The 22,062-nt window shown below is 39.8% G+C and carries 14 protein-coding genes and 1 tRNA gene; 4 read left to right on the top strand and 11 right to left on the bottom strand.

The annotated features are described in order from the left end of the window. Window positions 1-47: 47 nt before the first annotated feature. The 9 genes from AC13EX_RS03450 to AC13EX_RS03410 all read right to left on the bottom strand — a co-directional run bounded on the left by AC13EX_RS03450 (window position 48) and on the right by AC13EX_RS03410 (window position 15,132). A complete protein-coding gene (locus tag AC13EX_RS03450; protein ID WP_482891548.1) occupies window positions 48-2,687 on the bottom strand; it encodes a c-type cytochrome in 2,640 nt (879 codons plus the stop codon). A 226-nt stretch (window positions 2,688-2,913) separates the two neighbouring features. Continuing rightward, window positions 2,914-4,419, bottom strand: coding sequence for a RagB/SusD family nutrient uptake outer membrane protein (locus tag AC13EX_RS03445; RefSeq protein ID WP_482891547.1), 1,506 nt, complete (start codon window positions 4,417-4,419; stop codon window positions 2,914-2,916). A 29-nt stretch (window positions 4,420-4,448) separates the two neighbouring features. Next, window positions 4,449-7,541: a SusC/RagA family TonB-linked outer membrane protein gene (locus AC13EX_RS03440; protein ID WP_048641148.1), complete on the bottom strand. Its 3,093-nt coding sequence runs from the start codon at window positions 7,539-7,541 to the stop codon at window positions 4,449-4,451. Window positions 7,542-7,877: 336 nt separating this feature from the next. Further along, window positions 7,878-9,386 (bottom strand): RagB/SusD family nutrient uptake outer membrane protein, encoded by a 1,509-nt coding sequence (locus AC13EX_RS03435; protein WP_482891546.1) that lies wholly within the window; start codon window positions 9,384-9,386, stop codon window positions 7,878-7,880. A gap of 20 nt (window positions 9,387-9,406) precedes the next feature. After that, window positions 9,407-12,481: a SusC/RagA family TonB-linked outer membrane protein gene (locus AC13EX_RS03430; RefSeq protein ID WP_482891545.1), complete on the bottom strand. Its 3,075-nt coding sequence runs from the start codon at window positions 12,479-12,481 to the stop codon at window positions 9,407-9,409. Between the two features lie 347 nt (window positions 12,482-12,828). Next, window positions 12,829-13,197, bottom strand: coding sequence for a 50S ribosomal protein L19 (gene rplS, locus AC13EX_RS03425; RefSeq protein WP_048641151.1), 369 nt, complete (start codon window positions 13,195-13,197; stop codon window positions 12,829-12,831). 48 nt (window positions 13,198-13,245) lie between these two features. Beyond that, window positions 13,246-13,971: a tRNA (guanosine(37)-N1)-methyltransferase TrmD gene (trmD, locus tag AC13EX_RS03420; protein WP_482891544.1), complete on the bottom strand. Its 726-nt coding sequence runs from the start codon at window positions 13,969-13,971 to the stop codon at window positions 13,246-13,248. 6 nt (window positions 13,972-13,977) lie between these two features. After that, window positions 13,978-14,508, bottom strand: coding sequence for a ribosome maturation factor RimM (rimM, locus tag AC13EX_RS03415; protein ID WP_482891543.1), 531 nt, complete (start codon window positions 14,506-14,508; stop codon window positions 13,978-13,980). Between the two features lie 15 nt (window positions 14,509-14,523). Further along, window positions 14,524-15,132 (bottom strand): 30S ribosomal protein S16, encoded by a 609-nt coding sequence (locus tag AC13EX_RS03410; RefSeq protein ID WP_482891542.1) that lies wholly within the window; start codon window positions 15,130-15,132, stop codon window positions 14,524-14,526. Between the two features lie 235 nt (window positions 15,133-15,367). On the opposite strand from AC13EX_RS03410, the gene AC13EX_RS03405 reads away from it, so the two are divergent. The 3 genes from AC13EX_RS03405 (at window position 15,368) to AC13EX_RS03395 (ending at window position 17,978) form a co-directional block, all read left to right on the top strand. Next, window positions 15,368-15,439, top strand: a tRNA-Arg gene (locus AC13EX_RS03405). An 830-nt stretch (window positions 15,440-16,269) separates the two neighbouring features. Continuing rightward, window positions 16,270-17,277 carry a phosphotriesterase family protein gene (locus AC13EX_RS03400; RefSeq protein ID WP_482891541.1) on the top strand — a complete coding sequence of 336 codons (1,008 nt, stop codon included), beginning with the start codon at window positions 16,270-16,272 and terminating at the stop codon, window positions 17,275-17,277. Between the two features lie 95 nt (window positions 17,278-17,372). Next, window positions 17,373-17,978, top strand: coding sequence for a hypothetical protein (locus tag AC13EX_RS03395; protein ID WP_482891540.1), 606 nt, complete (start codon window positions 17,373-17,375; stop codon window positions 17,976-17,978). 60 nt (window positions 17,979-18,038) lie between these two features. On the opposite strand, the gene AC13EX_RS03390 is transcribed toward AC13EX_RS03395, so the two are convergent. Both AC13EX_RS03390 and AC13EX_RS03385 read right to left on the bottom strand, forming a co-directional pair. Next, entirely contained in the window at window positions 18,039-19,799 is a 1,761-nt protein-coding gene (locus tag AC13EX_RS03390) for a M56 family metallopeptidase (RefSeq protein WP_482891539.1), read from the bottom strand. Next, window positions 19,796-20,170, bottom strand: coding sequence for a BlaI/MecI/CopY family transcriptional regulator (locus AC13EX_RS03385; protein WP_482891538.1), 375 nt, complete (start codon window positions 20,168-20,170; stop codon window positions 19,796-19,798). The genes AC13EX_RS03390 and AC13EX_RS03385 overlap by 4 nt, the downstream gene beginning before the upstream one ends. Window positions 20,171-20,318: 148 nt before the next feature. Between AC13EX_RS03385 and AC13EX_RS03380 the strand changes: the two genes are divergently transcribed. Further along, window positions 20,319-21,071, top strand: coding sequence for an NRDE family protein (locus AC13EX_RS03380; RefSeq protein ID WP_482891537.1), 753 nt, complete (start codon window positions 20,319-20,321; stop codon window positions 21,069-21,071). Window positions 21,072-22,062 lie beyond the last annotated feature (991 nt).

Below are 22,062 nucleotides of genomic sequence, written 5' to 3'. Positions count from 1 at the left end.
GCCAAACAAAAATTGTCCGGCCTGAAAACGTTTTTCTTTAAGTATTATTATTTGTATACCTCGTGATTAGGATTGCCTCCTGACACCAGGTAAGCCATCAAATCTTTAAGTTCCTCTTCGTTGAGTCGATTGACTAAACCTGGAAGCATCACAGATACTTCTGACTCTTTCGTACTTGTCACCTTATCTTTTGGAATCTCCACAATCATGTCTGGAGAAAAAGGATTTTGTGATATATAATAAGTCGTTTCATCCTCTCTTATTAACCTTCCAACAACCGAAGACTTGTCTCCCATCACAAATACCATAGCGGCATATTGATCAGAAATCACGTCATTAGGGTTAATGGTCGCTTCAAGAATATCCTTAGGACTAAATCGGGTACCAAGCTGAGTAAGGTCAGGACCTACGGCTCCACCTTCGCCACCCATGGCATGACAAGAAATACAAAGTGTGGCATTAAACATTGCCTTGCCTTTTTCAAGGTCTCTTCCTTTAAGCTCTTCTACTAAAGGTGCTGCCTGCTCAACGGTCCATCTTTTACCAGGGCCTTCAGGCTGAATAGTCGTTTCCACAATCTCATTTCCAGATCCGGAAAGCCTTTTACCTCCTGATAGTTCATCGTAATGATCAAACTTGGATTTTGGAACAGTACTTAGTGCCATTTTTCTAGCTCTGTCAATAAAGCCTACATAACTTCTACCACCTTTGTACTGGAATGCATTATTGGTCCAATTGAAATATTTTTCATAAGAGGACTCATCCCAACCAGCTTTGGCTCCTCCAAGTACTGTAGCCAAATAAGTTTGTTGCGCAGGAGGCACATTGGCAAGCATATTTGCTATATCCAAACCATACTGAGGATTTCTCATGATCAGGTCAGACGAAGCTGTAAGTGTTTTCTGGAAATTAGGATCATCTTTTGCATTTTCTAACATGCCCAATAATTTAGGCACTGCAGTAGGTGCTTCTATTTTCACCAAAACTTTGCCTATCACCCTGTTTACCCTGTTTGTTTCTGCCGGAAACTGGGCATCCAAATAGCCAATCAATTGATCTCTTACAGAACCAGTTGGGTTACCATGTCTGGCAATAACTACTTCAAAAGCTCTGGCCAAATTCATTTGATCTTCCTCATTGAGTGACCCATAATCTAAGCCCATCAATGCTTCTATCATTTGATTTCTCTGTGAAGCATTTCCATGTCTCGCTAAGGCAATAATTGCCTGAGCCAAAGCCCTTGGATTGGTTTCGTTCAATGCTTTGCTTTGCCATTCGGAAAGAGGTTGATGTTCTACAACTATCCTTGCCGCATATTGCACAAACCTGTCCTTATGGCTCAAATATGGCCAAGCAAAATCAATCGCACCAGATTTTGGTCCAGAATGGTATGCTTCTAAGCTTCTACGGATTTTGTGTTCTTCAGGAAGGTCTGCTTCCGTAAGACCACCTTTACGCTCACCACTTAGGTCTCCAGTATAATGAACTCTGTACAAGTCAGACTCAAGGCGTCTACCACCAGTCATAAAATACAAAGCACCATCAGGTCCGATCACACCATCTGTCAAAGGAAGTGGAGAGCCTGAAATAAATTCTTCACCTGTAGCCGTATAAGACCCGCCATTTGGCTCCAGGTTAATTTTGTACATGATACCAAAACTCCAATCAAAGGCATAAAGTGCATTTCGATACTCTTCAGGGAATTTTGCTTTACTACCATAAAACACATTGGTAGGGGAACCCTGGCCAATATTCAATACTGCTGGAAGATTATCTGTGTAATCCGGAGACCATTTCATGTTTCCTGTTCTCCAACCATATTCACTACCACTAGTTACGTGGTTGATTCGAGTAGGTCTGTACCATGGCATGCCAAAGTCCCACTCCATATCAGAATCATAAGTAAACAAATCACCTACTTCATTGAAAGCTACATCAAATGGATTTCTATAACCTACACTAATTAACTCCCATTCTTTACCTTCAGGATCAATTTTAGCTACCCATCCTCCTGGTGCTCCTCTACTGTTGGCATGACCTCTAGGATCCTTGATTTCAGGAATCAGGTTGTCATTTTCCCAAACACGTGGAATTCTGTAATGATCCATTTCAGGAACGTCAATATGATTTCCTACAACAATGTATATTGACTTTCCATCAGGTGAAACAACCATACTGTGAGGACCATGTTCTCCAGGGCTACCAGTAAATTCTCTTACGGTTGTTATTTTATCAAATTGATCATCTCCATTGGTATCTTGAAGTCTATAAAGACCTGTACTCTTGTCAAAATCATCATTGGCACGATGATTTACCATTACATATAGGCTGTTAAAGGCATACAATAAAGCCTGAGCATAACCCATACCTATTTTATCATCTCCTGCATCTCCAATAATCAATTTATTCACTGTTGGAGTCAAAGAATCTGAACCAATGGGCGGAACCTCCATGCGATAAATCGCACCGTATTGGTCTACGGTTAAAAGTCGGTTTTTATCATCGAAGGTCATTCCCACCCATGATCCCTGGTCATTCTCTCCCGGGCTATATAAGTGTTCAGCTTCGAAACCTGTCGGCAATTTTAATTTGGCTACCTTGGGATGCACCTCCTTTTGGTCAACATCGCTTTGACCACATGATCCCATCATTAACAGGATCAATCCAGCCATTAGCCAGTTCTTCATTATTTTATTTTTATACATAAGTTAGTTGTTAATTCACATTCCTACTAGCAATTGTTTACCACTCGCTTAAAACCATTTTTAAAATTAACCCAAATTCGCAGCTTATGATAACCAATAATGTCGAAAAAAAACCTTTGGTCATAAAAACCCAAAAAACAACGGAAAGCGATAAAGCTTTCCGTTGTACCTTAAACCATAAATATGGCTTAAATCTTAGCACAAACCTTTAGAAGTGAGGGGTTATCTCAGCTTCAGCTGCAGGCAATGCGTAATATTTGGTGATATTAGTAAAAGCATTGGATCTGAATGTAGCACCTTCAGGATAATAATAATCCAAAGGATTTGCTAAGGCTCTTTGACCAAAATCTCCAATGATTTCTTGAACCCTATCCGCTCTGACAATATCAAACCATCTTTTGTTCTCAAAAGCCAATTCCACTCTTCTTTCTTTAAAGATAGCTTCTCGCATATCGGCTTGGCCGGATGCAGTTGTTGCGTCCAATCCAGCTCTTTCTCTGATTTCGTTCAGATATTCTGCTGCTTCTGCAGTTTTACCTTGCTCATTAAGGGCCTCAGCCAAGAAAAGTAGAACTTCTGCATACCGGTAGATAGGCCAATTAATGCCGTGGTTTCCATGCAAGGCATGGGGCTTGGCATATTTCTTAATGTAAGGATAAACCTTGTCTTCTCTATCACTTCCCGCAATCTCTACATAAGCGATGGATGCATCTTTTCTCAAATCTCCATCTTCATAAGCCGCAATAATATCGGGAGTAGGAACATTGTTACCTTCTCCATCAAGCCCTTGAGTATTGGATGTCCCTGTAATGGGCTGTAATTCCTGAGAAGAAATTGGTCTCGGCATAAAGCTGTACAAGAAGTTTCCATTCAAGCCTTCAGGACCTTCAAGGTACTGTACCTCAAATAAAGATTCTGCATTGTTTTTATTACCCACACTTTCGGAAAATACATTTTCATAATTTTCAATAAGTTCATATTCTCCACTACTAACTATGGCTTTCAACAAAGTCTCAGCTTCTGACCATTTCTTTTGTGTGATGTAAACATCTGCAAGCAACATTTGCGCTGCACCCTTAGAAGCTCTACCTACTCCTTGATTGGAACGTACAGGAAGCAAAGCAATTGACGCTTGAATATCACTTACAAGTTGATTGTAAATCTCTGCTTCAGGTGTGATCGGTAGGGCCGCTTCTTCTCTTGTAGTAACAGGCTCTAAATGAAGTGGTACACCACCAAAATACCTTGCCAATTCATAATAAGCATAGCCTCTTAAGAAAAGCGCTTGTCCTTTTAAATTATCCTTTTTGTCTTGGTCAAATTCAACCTCATCGATTACCGAAAGAATTTGATTGGCTCTGGCGATAATAAGGTAATCCTGTCGGTACTGATTAAGCACATGGGTATTTGAAGTAATTCCCTGCGCTTCAGGCAAGGCATGGTCAGAAATATCTTCTTGTTGCTCTGTAGCTCCAAAGTTGATATTCCTGGCATAGATCGTATTGTCAGAACGCATTTCACATAATAACCAAGAACGGTCATCAGCTATGGAACGAAGTGGTGCATAAGTTGCATTAACCGCTTGCTCAAAATCCGCCTCTGTCTTATAAAAGGTGGCTGAACTAAGTGCCGTCTCGGGAGTTAGGGTCAAAAACTCTTCACAGCTTGACGCCATAATACCCAAAAGCACTATGAATATATTTATTTTTTTCATTTTTAATCAAATTAAGGTAAAAAGCCTGATTAGAATGTAATGTTTGCACCGATAGTGAAGGTACGAGGAATTGGGTAACCTGTAAGGTCAACTCCTGGGCTTAGATTACCTCCATCACCTGTTCCATTGTCTTGACTAACTTCTGGGTTAGGACCTCCCCAGTAAGGAGTAAAGATATACACATTCTGTACTGAGGCATATACTCTGGCACCTTTCACAACATTGGCAATTTTTCCGATGTCATAACCAAGCGTAATGTTTTTGATAGAAAAGAAAGAAGCATCATAAACAAAATTGCTATTTGCCCAGTCTCTTTCGATCCCTGTCACATTACCACCCCCTACTGTGGTTCCGAAGATTCCTTCACCCGGATCAGAAGGAGAGCGGAAACGATCAGTTGCTTTTGCAACCATATTAAATACTCCATCCAAATTGGCTGTACTATATAGGTGTCTCATGTACAACTGATTGCCATGTGAGCCGGAAGCAATGATATTCAAATCCCATTGTCCGTACTTAAAGTTATTGGTAATACCATAAGTAAAGTCAGGGAAAGGATTTCCTATGATTGTTCTGTCATCATTGTCTCCTCCACGTGTAATGATACCATCACCATTAATATCTTCTAGTTTGATGGATCCTACAGTAGACCGTCCAGGAACCTGAGGAGAATTATCTAAATCATCTTGATCCATATAATTACCTAGCTTTCTCAGACCGTAAAATTGACCGAAAGGCTGTCCTACCTGGGTGATGTGATAAGAACCATATACTCGGTCTATACCATCAGCCAAAGCTTCTACCCTATTTCTATTGAAAGAGATATTGGCATTGGTTGTCCATATTAATCTTCCTTCGGTATTTCTTGAAGTGATAGAAAATTCATGACCCCAGAATTTGATCTCACCAATATTATCGGTAAAGCTTCCAAAGCCTGCTTCCTGAGGAATCTGAACATTGTACAACAGATTGGTGGTGTTTTTCGAGTAATAATCATAAATGAAAGTTACACGATCATCAAACAAGCCTAAATCAAGTCCTATATCAAATTGCCTGGTTGTTTCCCATCCTAGGAAAGGATTGGATAATGAGGTAATGGCAGCCCCTGGTACCACTGTATTGTCAAATACATGGTTTACGGTATTACTAACCAAAGCATATTGGGTATAATTACCGATATTATTGTTACCAGTAACACCAAAGCTACCTCTAAGTTTAGCAAAGGAAACTTTGTCACTTGTATTCAAGAAACCTTCGTCAGACAATACCCAACCAGCAGATACTGAAGGGAACACACCCCAACGGTTTTCAGAACCAAATCGAGAGGACCCATCAGCCCTTATGGCTGCAGTCATCAAATACTTGCCTTTGAAGTTATAAGTCAATCTAGAAAGGAATGAAGTCAATGACCACTCCTGTACGTCAGAAACGGAACCACCTCTATTGATGTTAATTGCGCCTTGAATGGTAGGAAGCCTGTCATCAGCATAGGTATCTGCTGCAACTCTTGTTCTCTCTCTTCTGAATTTCTGGTTAGTAAAACCTCCCAATAACTGGAAGTTATGGTCATTGATAGATTTGTTATAAGTAACCGTATTTTCATTCAACCAGCTAAAATTATCATAATGATCCCTTACAGAAGAAGCAACTGCTGGAATAGCAATGTTGATTCCTGAAGTGGCCGTAGATGGGTTGAAATAAAAATATTTGCTATTTCTTATTTCCGCATTGATGGTAGATTTAACAAATAATCCTTCAATAGGCTCATACTGAACATATGCATTTGAAAGCAAGTTGGTTTGCTTGGTCTCATTGGTGATCTCTAAAGCAGAACGAACATAGTTTGGATAGGCAAAGATATTACCTGTTTCAGCAGGGAACCTATTGTAATATGTCAATTCACCTTCATCATCATATATAGGCATATTTGGCCACGCATGTAGGGCATTGAACAAAATACCTGTACCCCTTGAACCATCTGTTCTAGGTGTATTGTCCCTTACATATTGAGGGGCAAGATTAAATCCCATAGTAAGCTTGTCAGAAGCAGTATAATCAGAGTTAATCCTTAATGAAAAACGTTCATAATCCGTGTTCAATACCACACCTTCTTGGTCAAAATAACCAGCCACTACAGAAGTTCTCATTTTTTCTGTATTGGAATTAATGGTCAGGTTGTAATTAGAAATTGGCGCTGTTTGTAGCAAAGCGTCATACCAATCCTGGGTTTTTCCTTCATAAGAAGACGGATTTTGAAACATGTCCGGCACAGGTCTGCCCGCATCCTCATAATACTCCTTTTTAAACTGGGCAAACTCAACCGCATCCATCATTTCAAGACGGTTGTAGTGTGGTACATTTTGAATACCAGTGTACACATTTAGAGAAACACTAGACTGTCCTGCTTTACCTCTTTTAGTAGTAATTAGAACCACACCGTTCGCAGCTCTAGAACCGTAAAGAGAAGTAGAGGCAGCATCTTTCAAAATTGTGATATCCTGAATTTCATCCGGGTTCAAAGTGGAAATATCTCCTGTGATAGGGAAACCATCCACTACATATAAGGGATCACTACCTGCAGAAACAGAAAGTTGCCCCCTGATACGGACGTTCATTCCCTGTCCTGGTCTACCTGTAGTTTGGTTTATTTGTACACCTGCCAACTGCCCCTGTAACTTTTGAGCCATTTGAGACACTGGCATATCCATCAGATCATCACCATCTATGGTTTGCACCGAACCGGTGATCTCTTTTTTCAACTGACTACCATAACCCACCACAACAACTTCTGTCAAATCGCTCACAGAAGAGGCTAGGGTAACATCATATTGCGTTTGACCACCTTGAATAGTGATTTCTTTGGTCGCATACCCGATATAACTTACCGAAAGGACTTCTCCTGCGGCAGCTTCCACCTGAAACTTTCCATCGAGGTCCGTAACTGTTCCTCGTGTAGTCCCTTTCACCAATACCGACACTCCCGGTATTGTTTCGTTATCGCCTTCTGAGCGTACCACACCCGAAACGGTGCTTTGCGCATAAGAAGCGAAACTCAATAACATAGCAGCTAAAAGGGAAAATAGCTGCTTGCTATCCAAAAATTGGTAACAATTTTTTTTCATAATTAATAGGTTAAATTGATTTGGGAAATTGACTCTCTCATCGGTTTAATGATGATTTCAAATACAATAAAACCCTAATTTTCTCTAAAACTGTCCTGTACTGTGCTGAAGAAAAGTTCCACTCTTTCTCCTACAAATCAGATCGGTATATTGTAGTTATCTTAAAAAAATTAGGAGCAGGAATATTTAATTTTGAATAAAAAGAAAAAATAAAATATTTCGACATTCAATTCAGGATAATATCAAGGGACATAACTTTATATTCTGCCAGCCTATTTTAAAAAAGAATGAGCTTCAGAAAACTTAAGTCTTCTGAAGCTCATTAAAAGAAAAAAATTAATAACCTGGATTTTGAACCAATGAAGAATTTATTCTCATTTGATCCTGTGGTATAGGGAATAGAATCTCATGAGCCTCAAAAATAAAGTCATTGTTTGAAAAAGGTATTCCCTCTCTGGAAGTCGTAGGATTTGCACGCTCTCTTAGTCCATAGGCATTAAGCATGGTAACTAAGTCACTGGCAGATTTAGTACGTTTCAAATCAAACCAACGGTGGTTCTCAAATGCCAGCTCAATCCTGCGCTCATTTAGAAGCACTTCTCTGAACTCATCCTTGCCCAGGCCATTGATAGGATCCAACCCTGCTCTGGCACGGATCTCATTTAGATAGCTATAGGCAGTTCCAGTAGGACCGTCCACTTCATTGATGGCCTCAGCAAGCATCAATAGCACATCCGCATACCTAATTACAGGCCAATTGTCATTGGTTACCCCTCTGATAGTATGTGGATGATTGAATTTATTGATAAATGGTACGCCGACATATTCACCTTGAAGATTGGTATAACCTTCCTTTAAAGAAACATCTTTTCTCAAATCTCCTTCTTCGTACAAGGCAATGATCTCATTGGTAGGCGTGTTCCAGCCACCACCATCCTGGCCTGGAAAATCAATGACCGCTCCTCCGGATTCTCTCGGGGCAAATGTATAGATAAAATTACTGTTGACCCCGTATTGATTGTCGCCCTGGTATTGAATATCCCAAATGGATTCCTGATGGTTTTTATTCTGCGGATCAAATATATCCTCATAATTATCCAGCAAATCGTAACCCAAGGAAGTTACCTGATTCAATGTTTCTATCGCCGCAGAGTAATTTTTTCTGGTCAGGTGAACCTTACCCAGTAAACTTAAAGCCGCACCTTTTGTCACCCTGCCGATATCGTCTGATCCATAATTGGCAGGTAAAGCACCTATCGCGAAATTAAGGTCAGAGATAATCTGCTGGTAGACCGTTTCAACTGGTGATCTGTTGTACTCAAATGCTTCAGCAGGAGATTTCACAGGTTCGGTAATAACAATTACATCACCAAAATGCTGCACCAGATGAAAGTAAAGGTAAGCCCTGATCATTTTCAACTCACCCTCAGACCTCAATTTGATGGCCTCAGTAGCATTGGATTCAGGCAGTTTACTTAGCCCAGTATTGACATTTACCATTATCCCATAGGTACTGTTGTACAAGTTGGTAACGTTAGAGGTGGCAGGATTGTATTGCCAAAATTCCAAGGCCTCAAGGCTTGGTCCGCTACCTCTGTTTCCAGGATTGAAATGTAGGGTAGTATTGTCTGAAATAAACTCAGTATACTGCCATTGATTCAAGTGCCAGCCTCTCAACTGTCCATACACACCGTTTATGGCCTGTATGACTTGTTTTTCTGTCTGGTAAAAATTATCAGACACCAAAACCGTAGGGTCTGTTTTATTCAGAAACTCTTCATCACAGGCTGTGCCTAGTAGCAGAATGCCTATGCAAAGGATCGTTATATTAAAATACTTTTTCATGTTTCTAGTCAATTTATGATTTAGAATCTTATGGATGCGCCTAAAGTGAATGTTCTAGGCATTGGATAAGCTTCATCGTCCACGCCTATATTGATTCCACCTCTTGTGTTGATTTCAGGATTGGTTCCTGGGAATGAAGTAAACAGAAAAGGATTTTCTGCACTAAAAAACACCCTTGCATTAGGAAGTATTGGGTTTTTCGGAATAGTATAACCGAGGGTAATGTTTCTTAACCACACATGGCTAGCATCATATACATACCTGGAATTTGACTCGCGCTGCCATTTCCATGTATTGGTAGTGGCCCCTCTGCCGTCACCAGGATTTTCTGCAGACCTCCAACGGTTAACACCTGATTGCAGAATATTGAACACCCCATCCATGTTCATTGTAGTGGCCTCTATGTTTCTAAAAACATCATAATTGAAGGCTCCGGTGAACATTAGGTTAAAGTCAAAGTTTTTGAAATCACCTCCTAGGGTATAGCCAAGGATGTAATCCGGATGCGGGTTACCTATTTCTATCATGTCCTGTTGGTCATAGGAAATCACCCCATCTCCATTGGCGTCAAAATACTTATAGGTACCCGGAACTGCCCCATCTTGGTTAGGCCAGGCTTCAATTTCTGCATCAGTATTGAAAATACCCACCATTTTAAAGCCATGTAGCATCGCCAAAGGTTTTCCCACCTGAGACACATTATAAGTACTATAAAAACCACCTGACCAGATCTCATCATTTTCACCTCTTATCTCCAACACTTTATTTCTATTGATGGTAAGGTTTACATTGGACCTTATGTTGACCTGATTGAACTTGGTTCTGTAATCCAAAGCCAGTTCAAGGCCTCTGTTTCGTACTTTACCAACATTATCCAAAGATTGAGTAAATCCTGAAATCACAGGCATCTCTACAGAAAGCAGCATATTATTGGTCAACCTATTGTAATACTCCGCGGTCAAAACCAAGCGGTTATCAAACATGGCCCAATCCAAACCAATATCGGTCTGTTGGGATTGTTCCCAACCTAAATTGGCATTGGCAAAATTGGAAAGAATTTGTCCGTTGGCAATGGCTCCTCCCAAAACGTAATTTGAAATCCCCATATTTGATAAACTAGAATAATTACCAATGGCATTGTTTCCAGTAACCCCAAAGCTAGCCCTCAATTTCATATCGGTGATCCAGCGAGTTTCTGGCATAAAGGATTCTTCAGAAATTCTCCATCCTGCTGAAAATGCAGGAAAATTCCCCCATTTATTGTCTGCTCCAAAACGTGAACTACCTTCTCTTCTAAAAGATGCGGAAAAAAGGTACTTGTCGTTGAAAGAATAGTTGGCCCTTGCAAAGTAAGCCATCAAACTCCAATCCGCTTCCCCAGAGGTAGAGGTTTGCCTAATGGCAGCACTCAAAAACCTAACTTGATCATTGGGGAATTCATTGCCATTCCCCTGCAAGAACTTATAAGTTTCTTCTTGAGCAGAAAAACCAAGTAGCCCTTCCACTCTATGGTTTCCAAAAATCTTATTGTAAGACAATAATTGATCTGCTGCAATATTAAGGGTTTCAAATCTTCTCTGGTACAAAGTGGCTTCCCTTGGTGGGGCTTGATTAAATCCTGTACCTGCCAAAGTAGACGGTCTGAATTCTTTCTGATCGCTGTTTTCTAAGATTGCGTTTACAGAAGTTCTGAACTTAAAGTTTTTCAAAAAAGCAAATTCCAAAAACCCATTGGTCATGACATTGTTTTCTGATAGTTTACGTTCCATTTCATGCAACTCCTGCACCACATTGGCCGCACCAAAGACACCATTTGTTCCTCCAATATAATCATTGAAACTTCCGTCTTCATTGTAAACAGGATATCGTGGATCCGCCCATAAGGCCTTTCCAATTATTGCACTTCTTCCATTGGTAGAGGCATAATCCTCATTGGAATGGGAGGCAGCGATGTTCCATCCCATGGTAATAAAGTCATTAACTTTACCCCCTATGTTTGCCCTGACATTAAAACGCTCAAAACCCGTTTCGATCACCGCACCTTCTTGGTTGATATAACCTACAGAAACCAGGGAGCGAATGCCCCCTTTGCCTGAGGACAGGGTGGCGTTGTAACTTTGGAATTTAGCATTCTGATTTAATATTTCATCAAACCAATCTGTTGAGACAGTGTTTTGTTCAGGATACCTGAATTCAAGCGGAACTTCTTCAATCGCTGGCTCTCTTTTTTCGAAATACCTGATTCTGTCTACAAAACTATCATGCTTGAACTGAGCAAACTCTGTCCCATTCATCATCTTTGTTCTTCTACTGTCAGGTACATTCTGAATACCTTGGTTGACCACAAAATCAAGATTCACCACGCCCTCTTTTGCTGATTTTGTAGTGATCAGGATCACACCATTGGATCCTCTGGCACCATAAATGGCTGTAGATGCCGCATCTTTCAGCACCGTCATGCTTTCAATGTCTGCAGGGTTAAGGTTTTGTCCCAATGAAGTTCCCACAGGAAAGCCATCAACTACATAAAGGGGCTTACTCCCTGCGCCTAAAGAACCAATTCCACGAATGGTTACTTCCATCTCTTCTCCTGGCCTACCTGAAGTCTGCCTAACCTGCACCCCTGCTGCCTGTCCTTGAAGCAAACGGGTAACATTCGTAGTAGGCACCTCTCCAATATTGTCCATATTTATTACAGATACTGCCGAGGTAATGTCTGCCTTACGCTGGGAACCATACCCAACTACCACTACCTCTCCAAGGTCACCCATAGATGACTCCATTAAGATCTCATAGCTGGTTTGTCCCCCATTTACAGGAACCTCCTGGGTTGTAAAGCCTATAAAACTTACGGTAAGTATATCTCCGGAAGCAGCCTGAACTGTAAATTCCCCGTCAATATTGGTAACCGTGCCTCGACTAGTGCCCTTTACAAGAATAGAAACCCCTGGAAGGGGCTCATTGTCCTCCACGCTAACAACTTTACCTGAAATCTGGCTGGCCTGACGGGAATACCCCAGCATGACCACCATTATCAGTAGCATAGTTATTAACATTCGGAGCTTAAATTGTACCGAATAGTAACTTTTTTTCATGATTATTTTGGTTTGACTGTAAAATTAAACAATACAAATAGTATTGAAATTAACCCAAAATAAAAGGAATCACTATCCTGCACTATCCTGTTCTGTTAAAATTTTATATAAGCGGATACTGGTTTGAAAGCATTAAATTTCACCCTAAAGTTATTTCAAAAAACAAACAAGTAGACATCAACTAATTTACCTGTATATTCCAAAAGGATTCTTTATAAGGGATTTAAACCCGAAATATGAAATAGACATTCTATTACATAATCCGGGTTAAAAGAAAGTTTTTTGGATCAAAAGAAAAAAAAAGGGAGCCATTGGCTCCCTTAATGCATTCATAAATCTGATGGTAATTATTTTTTTACCCTGATTTTTTCTTTAATCCTTGCAGATTTACCATGTCTTCCTCTCAAGTAGAACAATCTTGCTCTTCTTACTTTACCTTCTCTCAATACTTCGATTTTTTCGATGCTTGGAGAAATAATTGGGAATATTCTTTCTACACCAATACCATTCGAAATTTTCCTTACGGTAAAAGTTTCGCCATTTGTATTGATATTTTTTCTTTGGATAACGGTTCCTTGAAACTGCTGAACTCTTTCTTTAGCTCCTTCAGTAATTTTCACGTGAACGTTGATGGTATCACCAGCCTTAAAAGATGGGAATTTACTTCGCACATCTTTGTACTCCTGTTCTACGAATTTAATAAGTAGTTCGCTCATTGCTTTACTATTTTGCTTATCGCTTTTATGGATACTTAGTAAGCACCCTTAATTATCGTTTTGTTCTATATTATTATCGTCCCTCTCTTTGGAAATGCCATCATTCATTAAATCTGGCCTTCTTTCATGAGTCCGACGTACCGATTGATCAAACCTCCATGACGCTATCTTGGCAGCATGTCCTGACAGCAAAACCTCTGGCACTTTCCATCCAGCATAATCTGCTGGCCTAGTAAATACTGGAGGTGCTAAAAGACCATCCTGAAAAGAATCTGTCAAGGCAGAAGTCTCATCATTCAAAACCCCTGGAAGCAACCTGATTATGGCATCAGTAACAAGTGCAGCAGGAAGTTCACCTCCCGAGAGCACAAAATCACCAATACTAATCTCCTTGGTAATGAAAATCTGCCTTACTCTTTCATCTACGCCTTTATAATGGCCACAGAGAATAATTAGGTTTTTTTTCAATGACAAGGCATTGGCTGTCGATTGATTGAAAGTTTCACCATCAGGTGTCATATAAATGATCTCATCGTAATCCCTCAATTTCTTCAAGGACTCGATACAATTGGCAATGGGCTCGATCATCATGACCATACCAGCACCACCTCCAAAAGCATAACCATCTACGGTCTTTTGCTTACCAATACCATAATCTCTTAAATCATGTATTTCTACCTTGGCCAATCCTTTTTCTTCGGCCCTTTTCAAAATTGAATGTGAAAAGGGACCTTCAAGGAGACCGGGTAAAACCGTTATGATATCAATGTGCATCACCTATCAATCTTCCAAGTAAATGTCAATCAAGCCCTCAGGCAAGTGACAGAAAACTTTTTTTTCTGCCTTATCAACTTTTTGTATGATTCCGTCCTTTATGGGGATAAGTACTTCTTTACCCTTGTATTCCATACCGATCAAATCCTGGGTCTCCATATCATAGATTACCTTAACTTGACCCAACTCGCCTAGCACTTCGTCGATCACCATGAAACCCACTAATTCGTGGAAATAATACTGATCATCTTTAAGTTTTGGAAGAGCTGTTGATGGAAGGTATAAAGCCGAACCAACCATGGGTTTTACCTGATCGATGTGATTAAACTCCTCAAACTTGGCTAAAAACCTGCTATTGGGTTGGGGCACCATGTGCTCCAAAATAAATGGAACCAAGCGGTTTCCATTCTCTACAAAAACATGCCCTAAACCTTCGTAATCTTCCGGATAATCAACATCAAGAACCAACAAAACCTCTCCATGTAATCCATGAACTTTGGCAATATGGCCCAATTGGTAACAATTGTCTTTGTTCATGGTATTTGATCAGTTTTATGCTTTTTCTTCAGCAGCATCTTCGCCAGCGGCAGGAGCTTCTCCTTCAGCAGGGGCTTCAGCTACAGGTGCATCAGTTGCTTCAGGAGCTTCTGGTGCGGCAGCGGCTTCAGCAGCTTTAGCTTCAGCATCAGCTGCAGCTTTTGCAGCATCTTCTCTTTCTTTGATCGCGTCAAGACGGGCTTGATTTTTAGCAGTCTCTGCTTCCAATGCGGCCTTTTTAACACTTTCTTTAGCAGACTGAATTTTCTCAACCTTGCTAGAAATAGCTTTTTCTTTACCATCTAACCAAGCCTGGAATTTCTCATCCGCTTGCTCTTGGGTAATTGCTCCCTTTACAACACCAATTTGAAGGTGTTTTTTCAACATGACTCCACGATAAGAAAGCATGGCTTTCACAGTATCGGTAGGTTGCGCACCATTCATCAACCATTTCAACGCTCGGTCGTTGTTGATGTTTATGGATGCAGGATCAGTATTTGGGTTGTAAGACCCGATTTTCTCGATAAAGCGTCCATCACGTGGAGCCCTAGCATCAGCAATTACTACATCATAGATGGCCATTTTTTTACGACCTCTACGTGCTAATCTGATTTTTACTGCCATATTATATTGACTTTTAGTTAATTGATGGAACCCGTCCATCGTTAATTTTTGGACTGCAAAGATAAGCTAATAATATCAAAAAGAAGAATAAGACTATATTTTATTTGCGTAATAGCAAAATTATGGTTTAAATTGCGGTGTTTTTGAGGGGGAAAGTCTTCAAAAACATGCTCAAACGGCTTAATCACTTGTTAGCCAATAACAAAGAAGCAGTTATTTTAATTTTATAATACTAGGCCTCGTAGTTCAATGGATAGAATAGAAGTTTCCTAAACTTTAGATGCAAGTTCGATTCTTGCCGAGGCCACAAAAAACCCCATTTACAATATGTATTTGGGGTTTTTGTTTTTTCAGCTTTAGACAAATCTATTCTCCATTTTTTTTTGCGGCTCGCACCTCTCTCCAATATTTCCCTTAAGCCTATCCCCTGAAAAGGCATTAACCTTATTCCTCTATTATGGTTAGACCTGGGCGAACAATTCATCTCTCAATCTAAAAATTGACACAAAAAAAAAGCTATGAAATAAAATCCCATAGCTTTAGTCAATTAACAATAAACCCAAAATAACCTGCTGTAGGAGAAGGAGTCGAACCTCCACGGAGCAGTTAGGAAAAATACGAGCTCGCTATTTTCTTTATCCTGTGATCTCCACCCCCGAGACAGGAGGGCATGTCTGCCAGTTTCATCATCCTACAGTATATATCAGTAATAAAGATTCCCTTCACTACCCAAAGACCTTTTGTCTTTGTTTGATATGTCAAAGGTAATTAAAAGATTAATAAATTAAAATTATGGTAACAATTAATATATATTTTTACACTATAATTATTAAACATGCTATTTTATTTACAAATCATTAATTCAACACTTCTAAAATCAACCCTAATTAAAAGATTTGTAATAAATAAAACACACAACCTTGATTTGACAAATAAAGTGAAATTTCTTGCCTACAAAACACATCTACCTTGGGAATGAAAACAAGCATTTTTGCCCGTATTCCAACCTGTTTTTAGGAGAAACCGAGATAAAAACCATCCAAAATCAATTAATTATCCCAACTAATCGATATTTTAGAATATAAGTTTATCGAGAAAAGTCAGAATAGCTTTACCTCGACACAAAAAAAACAAACCATGAACAACGGACTAAAAATCACAATTTTTTCTTTTTGGGTCATTAGCGGATGCTCTTTTCAGACCAATAATATTGTAATTCAAAGTCTGTCAGGAAAACACCATCCCTTAAAAAATGAAATTTGGCTCTCACATGAACATATTTTGGTGGATTTTATCGGGGCTGATAGCATTGATTATAGTGAATGGAATCATAAACAAGTTATTGATGAAATAACGCCCTATTTGGAGGAGCTGAAGACATACAATGTCGGTTACTTTGTAGACGCAACTCCTAACTATCTTGGAAGAGATGTATTATTGCTGGAAAAGATAGCCAATAAAACCGGATTAGAAATCCTTACTAATACAGGCTTGTACGGGGCAAGAAACAATCAATTTATTCCGGATTTTGCAAAAAGAATGACGGCCAAAGAATTGTCAGACATATGGATAAAGGAGTTTACTGATGGCATAGCCGGAAGCTCCATACACCCCGGTTTTATTAAAATTGGAGTTGACAATTCGGATCCTTTAAGCCCTATGCACAGCAAGCTGGTAAAAGCTGCTGCCCTAACTCACCTGGAAACAGGCTTGACCATTGCTTCCCATACCGGAGCAGCCAAAGGTTTGTGGCCACAATTGGCGATACTGAATGAACTTCAGATTTCTCCCGAAGCCTTTATCTGGGTACACGCACAATCAGAAACCAATACGGAAGCCTACCTTAAAGCAGCAGATAAGGGATGCTGGATTAGCCTTGACGGTTTGGGGTGGGACCTTGAAAGGCATGTAGAAAAAATAGTTTTTGCCAAAGAAAATGATTTTTTGGACCGTATTTTGATTTCCCATGATGCAGGATGGTACGATCCTCAAAAAGACCAGCAAAGCATAAAGGGCTATACCAATATTTTCAGCCAACTTATTCCTGCTTTGAAAGCGCAGGACTTTACGGAGGAGGACATTCAGCTGCTGTTAAGCACAAATCCTTCAAAGGCTTTCTCGATCAAAATCAGAAAAACAAAATGAAGGGTCTCGCAAGTGAAAAGGGCTGAATTTCTTTATTAGGCATTAAAAATACTTGCAAGAAAACCCAAAATCACTAATCGCAATCAAATTACCTCATGGACATACCCAAACTTGCCCCCCAACAACCGCTATATTCTACCATTGAAATCCGATGGTTCTTCAGTTCTCCAATTGAGGAACTATTGAATTTCGTAAAAGAGTTTTCATTGAATAAAAATGTACGGGATAGCCGTACAGATACTTATTTCCCAATGGCAGACAGGCCGGATCTGGGGCTTAAGGTTAGAGATGATATTTACGAAGTAAAGCAAAGACAGGAATGGACCATCCCTCTCCCGGAATCCCAGCCTTTGCCCGGTAAGTTTGAAGCCTGGGACAAATGGACGTTGGAAAAATTACCCAAAACTGAAAGTAAATTAACCGGTTTACCCATTCTAAAGAAACGTTGGCTGACAAGCCTTGACCAAGCATTTAATGTCATTTCCAATTTCTCAAACCCTCCGAAGAAAATTCAAATCGAATATACGGAAATCAAAATTGAAGCTACAAACCATTATACTTTTGCCTTGGAAATTTCAGGCTTCCCTACCCCGGAAAAGCTTCTTGAAATTGCCAGAAAAACACCAATCCACCCGAGGATGACCGCAGAAAACTGTTGCAGCTACCCTTCTTTTATTTTGGAAAATGTAGTAAAAAAATAATCCCCAGTCATAAGAAAATATCTCATGACTAAGGATTACATTATCTATTAAAGGGCAAATCTATTGTTCCTTTTCCCAATATTCTTTTGCTTCCAATTTCTTCTCTTTCTCCCATGCTTCAATTTTTTCTGAATATGCCTTGGCCCAGGATTCCATCTTTTCTGCATTTTCCGCGGCCCAAACTTCCATTTTCTTTTCAAATTCTTTTATTTTAGGCTCGTTCTCTTTCTGCCAGGCTTCCATTTTTTGCTCAAACTCCTTCATTTTAGGCTGAAATTCTTTTTCCCAGGCTTTCATTTTTTCCTCGAATACCTTTTGGGATTTCTCCATTTTCTTTTGAAGCAACTCCATTTTCCGCTCAAGCTTTTTCTTTTGTTCCTGTGACAAAACGGAGGTATCCCCCTGCAGCATCACTATATTTCTTGCATATACTTGAATACTGTCTCCAAAACCACCCATAATGTTTTGGGTATAATGAATCAAGCTATCATTAAACACCGGAGGACTAAAATTAGCAACAGGAGCAGGACTTAGGTTCACCACAGGCGGTTGTTGGGGTAAGGGTAAACTATCCGAAACCACTGAACGAATACTCGTTGTAACATGATTATTCGAATGAATAACTACTTCTACATCTTCTGAAACTTCTTGATCAAGATCTATAGCCACATCTTTATTGATGACGATCACAGTGTCTTCTACTTCAATGGACTTTGGCAAAGTATCCATCAAAAAGTAAGTGTCGCCATCAAATTTTGATTCCAAGGCTGTGGAAACCCAGCGTTCCTGAGTTTTTTTAACCTCATTGGCATTGCCGATAAATAGAATGGCGCTAAATATTAGGGTAAGTATCATTGTTTTAGTAATTAAAGGTGAATTGGAAAAACGGGCAGGTTCATTGCCCAGCATCCTTTTGATTCTATTGAGTAAAGGAAAATTGGAGGAATGTGCCGCCATGGCCAATTCAGGGGATTCCTCCACGGCATCATTGGCAACAATTGCCAAAGCATTGGCTAAATCAATTGCTTTGACCCCGGCCTGAATTGCGATATCATCTGCAATATGCTCTCTCGCTTCTTTCACCAGTCCGTTGACCCACCAAAAGGCCGGATGATAAAAAAACAAGATCTCTAACACAGACTGCATCAGGTTGACTGCAAAATCATACCTGCGGATATGGGCCAACTCATGCGCAATTATGGCCTCCAATTGCACCGGAGACAATTGCATGATCAAACCTAAAGGAAGCAAGACAATCGGCTTGAAAAAACCATAGGTGATGGGTACAGAAATTTCTGAACTTATCCTGAAATCCACCGGTAAACTTAGAGCCAATCGGGCTTTTATGCTTTCGATGGACTGAAGGATATTTTGCGGCACACTTTGGTGAGACCTGGTCTTTAATTGCTTCAAGACAACAAAATTCCCCAGGTGCCTTACAAAATAAAATAAAACGCCAATTACCCAAAAATAAACCAGATAAGGCAATACATAGGCTATTCTCCCTGATAAATAGGCCGGCCAATGCATTTCACCTGCAACAGGCTGAGCACTTGCCCGGATTTGACTGCTGAATACCAAGGCTTCCTGACCTTCATCTTGAAAGGAGTGAAATTCCATTATGAAGGTTCCTACAAACATGCAGCACATCACTCCCAAACCACCCAATCCAAGCATGTATTTTTTCTGTGGACTATTTAAGAATTTAAACCTAAAGAGCAACCACATCACTGCTGCTACAAAGAGCAACTGCCAAAGTGAATGGGCCAAAGTCCAACCCAAAGCTTCAGGCAAACGCGATACAATCCATTCGGTTTTCATTGTGAATCTTTTTCTATTTTATCCAAAAATGCACGAATCTCTTTGATCTCCTCCTTAGATGGCTCACTCTGACCCAAGGCTTGCATGACCAACTTTTTTGCTGATCCACCAAATGCTTTCCCTATAAAATTTCTAACCAAAGATTGCTGGGTATCTTCCTGGGAGATCAAAGCACTGTAAATATGACTTCTTTTCTCCTCGTCTCTTGCCAACAATCCCTTGGCATGCATGTTTTGCATGGTTTTTAATGTAGTCGTATAGCCGGTTTCCTTGGTCAAAGACAATTCTTCGTGCACCTGCCGTACACTTACTTGCTCCTTTTCCCAAAGAATGGCCAATATCTCTAATTCTGCTGCTGTGGGCTTGTCCATAGTATTGATGTACGATTTATTTCGTATCAAATATATACGACAAAATTCGTAATTGCAAATTACATACGATTTTATTCGTAATTAAATATTGTTAAAAATAATTTGGATTGGTTTTCCCTTTACGAGGGGAGCTAATTAATTTTACGCCATGTGCTTACTTACATTTAGCTGGAATCAGCATCCCAAATACAAGCTTATCATGGTTGCCAACAGGGATGAATACTTCAATCGTCCGACCAAAGGCCTCCACCAATGGGACAATGGGATTTATGCCGGAAAGGATTTAAAGGGAGGAGGCACATGGCTGGGTTTCCATACCAATGGTAAATTTGCCGCCCTAACGAATTATAGAGATCCCCAAAATGACAAGCCATTAAGCAAAACTAGGGGTGAATTGGTAACCAACTTTTTAAATGGAAGCCAATCTCCCAGGGACTATTTGAGGCAAATAGAAAAATCGCAGCAGGATTACAATGGCTTCAACTTATTGGTAGCTGAAAAGGAAGAATTAATGGTGTTTTCAAATTACGGCGGAGGCATTCAACAAGTACCTGAGGGTATCCATGGGCTTTCCAATGCTTTCCTAAATACGCCCTGGCCAAAAGTAGAAGCTGCCAAAGCCGATCTTAAAAACCTCCTAGCGCAAAAAACTCCTTCTCTGGAAGATTTATTAAAATTGTTACAATCAAAGGAAAAAGCACCAGTAGAATTACTGCCCAATACCGGTATCCCCATAGAGTTGGAACAAACCATTTCTTCCCAATTTATCCGGGTAGAAGATTACTACGGCACCGTCAATACAACGGCCCTATGCTGGGGTTATGATGGGAGCGTTAGCATAAAAGAAATACGCACCATTCCTGAAGAGGAAATCAATGAAAGTACTTTTGTGAGCCGGTAATTTAAAAAGCGCTGCAAGAATATTTAATTCATAAGAATTTGTGTCAGTTCAATTTGGATCAACTACCGGCATTCCATCCGATACAGAAAAATTGTCTTTCAAATTTATTTGGGTTTGTCCATAACCCGAATCACAAAGAAGGGTCTCTTATATGGCTTCCAATTAAAAGGAAGTCTCCAAACAACAATGTGGCGGCTGATTTTAAGGTAATTCAGCACTTAATAGAAGTGCCCATGCTTATTTCAGGGTTAATTGAAAGGTGAAGCAATTGTAACTGGGAAGGCAAAGTATTTAAAAAAAGTTTCCAAACGAATTCGCTAGTAGAAAAATCCTGATTTTTTGTATCTTGTGGAAATTACTATTTAACTGTATGCGCAAGACCATAATTTTGAAAAACGATAGGTTTCAAAAACTGCCTATAACACGGCTGAAATCCCTCTATGGTTTCGAGTTAATAAACGGTTAAAGGATTTATGGAATGTAAGTGGTACCTCAAGGAGCGGGTTTGGCAGTGACTTATACACCTATTTCGCTGACTGACTTAATCCCATGCAAAGACTTGGGCAGCCGTATTAAGCGTTGCGGTGGGAAAGTGAGCATTATAAAGCCAATCACTCCGCATTAGTTAAGGCATTCCTATGGCACTTATCTGCATAAAGGTAGGACGAACGGTAATACAATAGCTATATGAACTCCGAAACCATAGAACCACAGAGATTTATACGCACATAAGTAACCGGAAAATTAAGAAGGTTCAAAGTCCAATAGAGGACATGGACATAAAAATATAAAGTGAAACAAAACTACACCAATTCAACCAAATGCGGATATATTGTGCAATAAAACTGCGCATATAAACAAGTTGAACAAAACCTCCTACGTCGGTAGTTTTTTACTTTTCTTATATTAATGATCTTATTTTCAGGTATATAGATTATTTTTATTCCATGTTTAACCTTTAAACTTTACTTATCATGGAAAAAAAAGCCTA

The organism is Cyclobacterium sp. L-R, assembly GCF_056859355.1.
This window is presented reverse-complemented; position numbering and strand designations above follow the sequence as displayed.

Excerpts from the sequence above, each read along its gene's own strand:
- AC13EX_RS03430 (WP_482891545.1), bottom strand. The coding sequence starts at position 12,481 with ATGAAAAAAAGTTACTATTCGGTACAATTTAAGCTCCGAATGTTAATA.
- AC13EX_RS03435 (WP_482891546.1), bottom strand. The coding sequence starts at position 9,386 with ATGAAAAAGTATTTTAATATAACGATCCTTTGCATAGGCATTCTGCTA.
- rimM (WP_482891543.1), bottom strand. The coding sequence starts at position 14,508 with ATGAACAAAGACAATTGTTACCAATTGGGCCATATTGCCAAAGTTCAT.
- AC13EX_RS03390 (WP_482891539.1), bottom strand. The coding sequence starts at position 19,799 with ATGAAAACCGAATGGATTGTATCGCGTTTGCCTGAAGCTTTGGGTTGG.
- AC13EX_RS03385 (WP_482891538.1), bottom strand. The coding sequence starts at position 20,170 with ATGGACAAGCCCACAGCAGCAGAATTAGAGATATTGGCCATTCTTTGG.
- trmD (WP_482891544.1), bottom strand. The coding sequence starts at position 13,971 with ATGCACATTGATATCATAACGGTTTTACCCGGTCTCCTTGAAGGTCCC.
- AC13EX_RS03400 (WP_482891541.1), top strand. The coding sequence starts at position 16,270 with ATGAACAACGGACTAAAAATCACAATTTTTTCTTTTTGGGTCATTAGC.
- AC13EX_RS03410 (WP_482891542.1), bottom strand. The coding sequence starts at position 15,132 with ATGGCAGTAAAAATCAGATTAGCACGTAGAGGTCGTAAAAAAATGGCC.
- AC13EX_RS03395 (WP_482891540.1), top strand. The coding sequence starts at position 17,373 with ATGGACATACCCAAACTTGCCCCCCAACAACCGCTATATTCTACCATT.
- AC13EX_RS03445 (WP_482891547.1), bottom strand. The coding sequence starts at position 4,419 with ATGAAAAAAATAAATATATTCATAGTGCTTTTGGGTATTATGGCGTCA.
- AC13EX_RS03440 (WP_048641148.1), bottom strand. The coding sequence starts at position 7,541 with ATGAAAAAAAATTGTTACCAATTTTTGGATAGCAAGCAGCTATTTTCC.
- rplS (WP_048641151.1), bottom strand. The coding sequence starts at position 13,197 with ATGAGCGAACTACTTATTAAATTCGTAGAACAGGAGTACAAAGATGTG.
- AC13EX_RS03450 (WP_482891548.1), bottom strand. The coding sequence starts at position 2,687 with ATGAAGAACTGGCTAATGGCTGGATTGATCCTGTTAATGATGGGATCA.
- AC13EX_RS03380 (WP_482891537.1), top strand. The coding sequence starts at position 20,319 with ATGTGCTTACTTACATTTAGCTGGAATCAGCATCCCAAATACAAGCTT.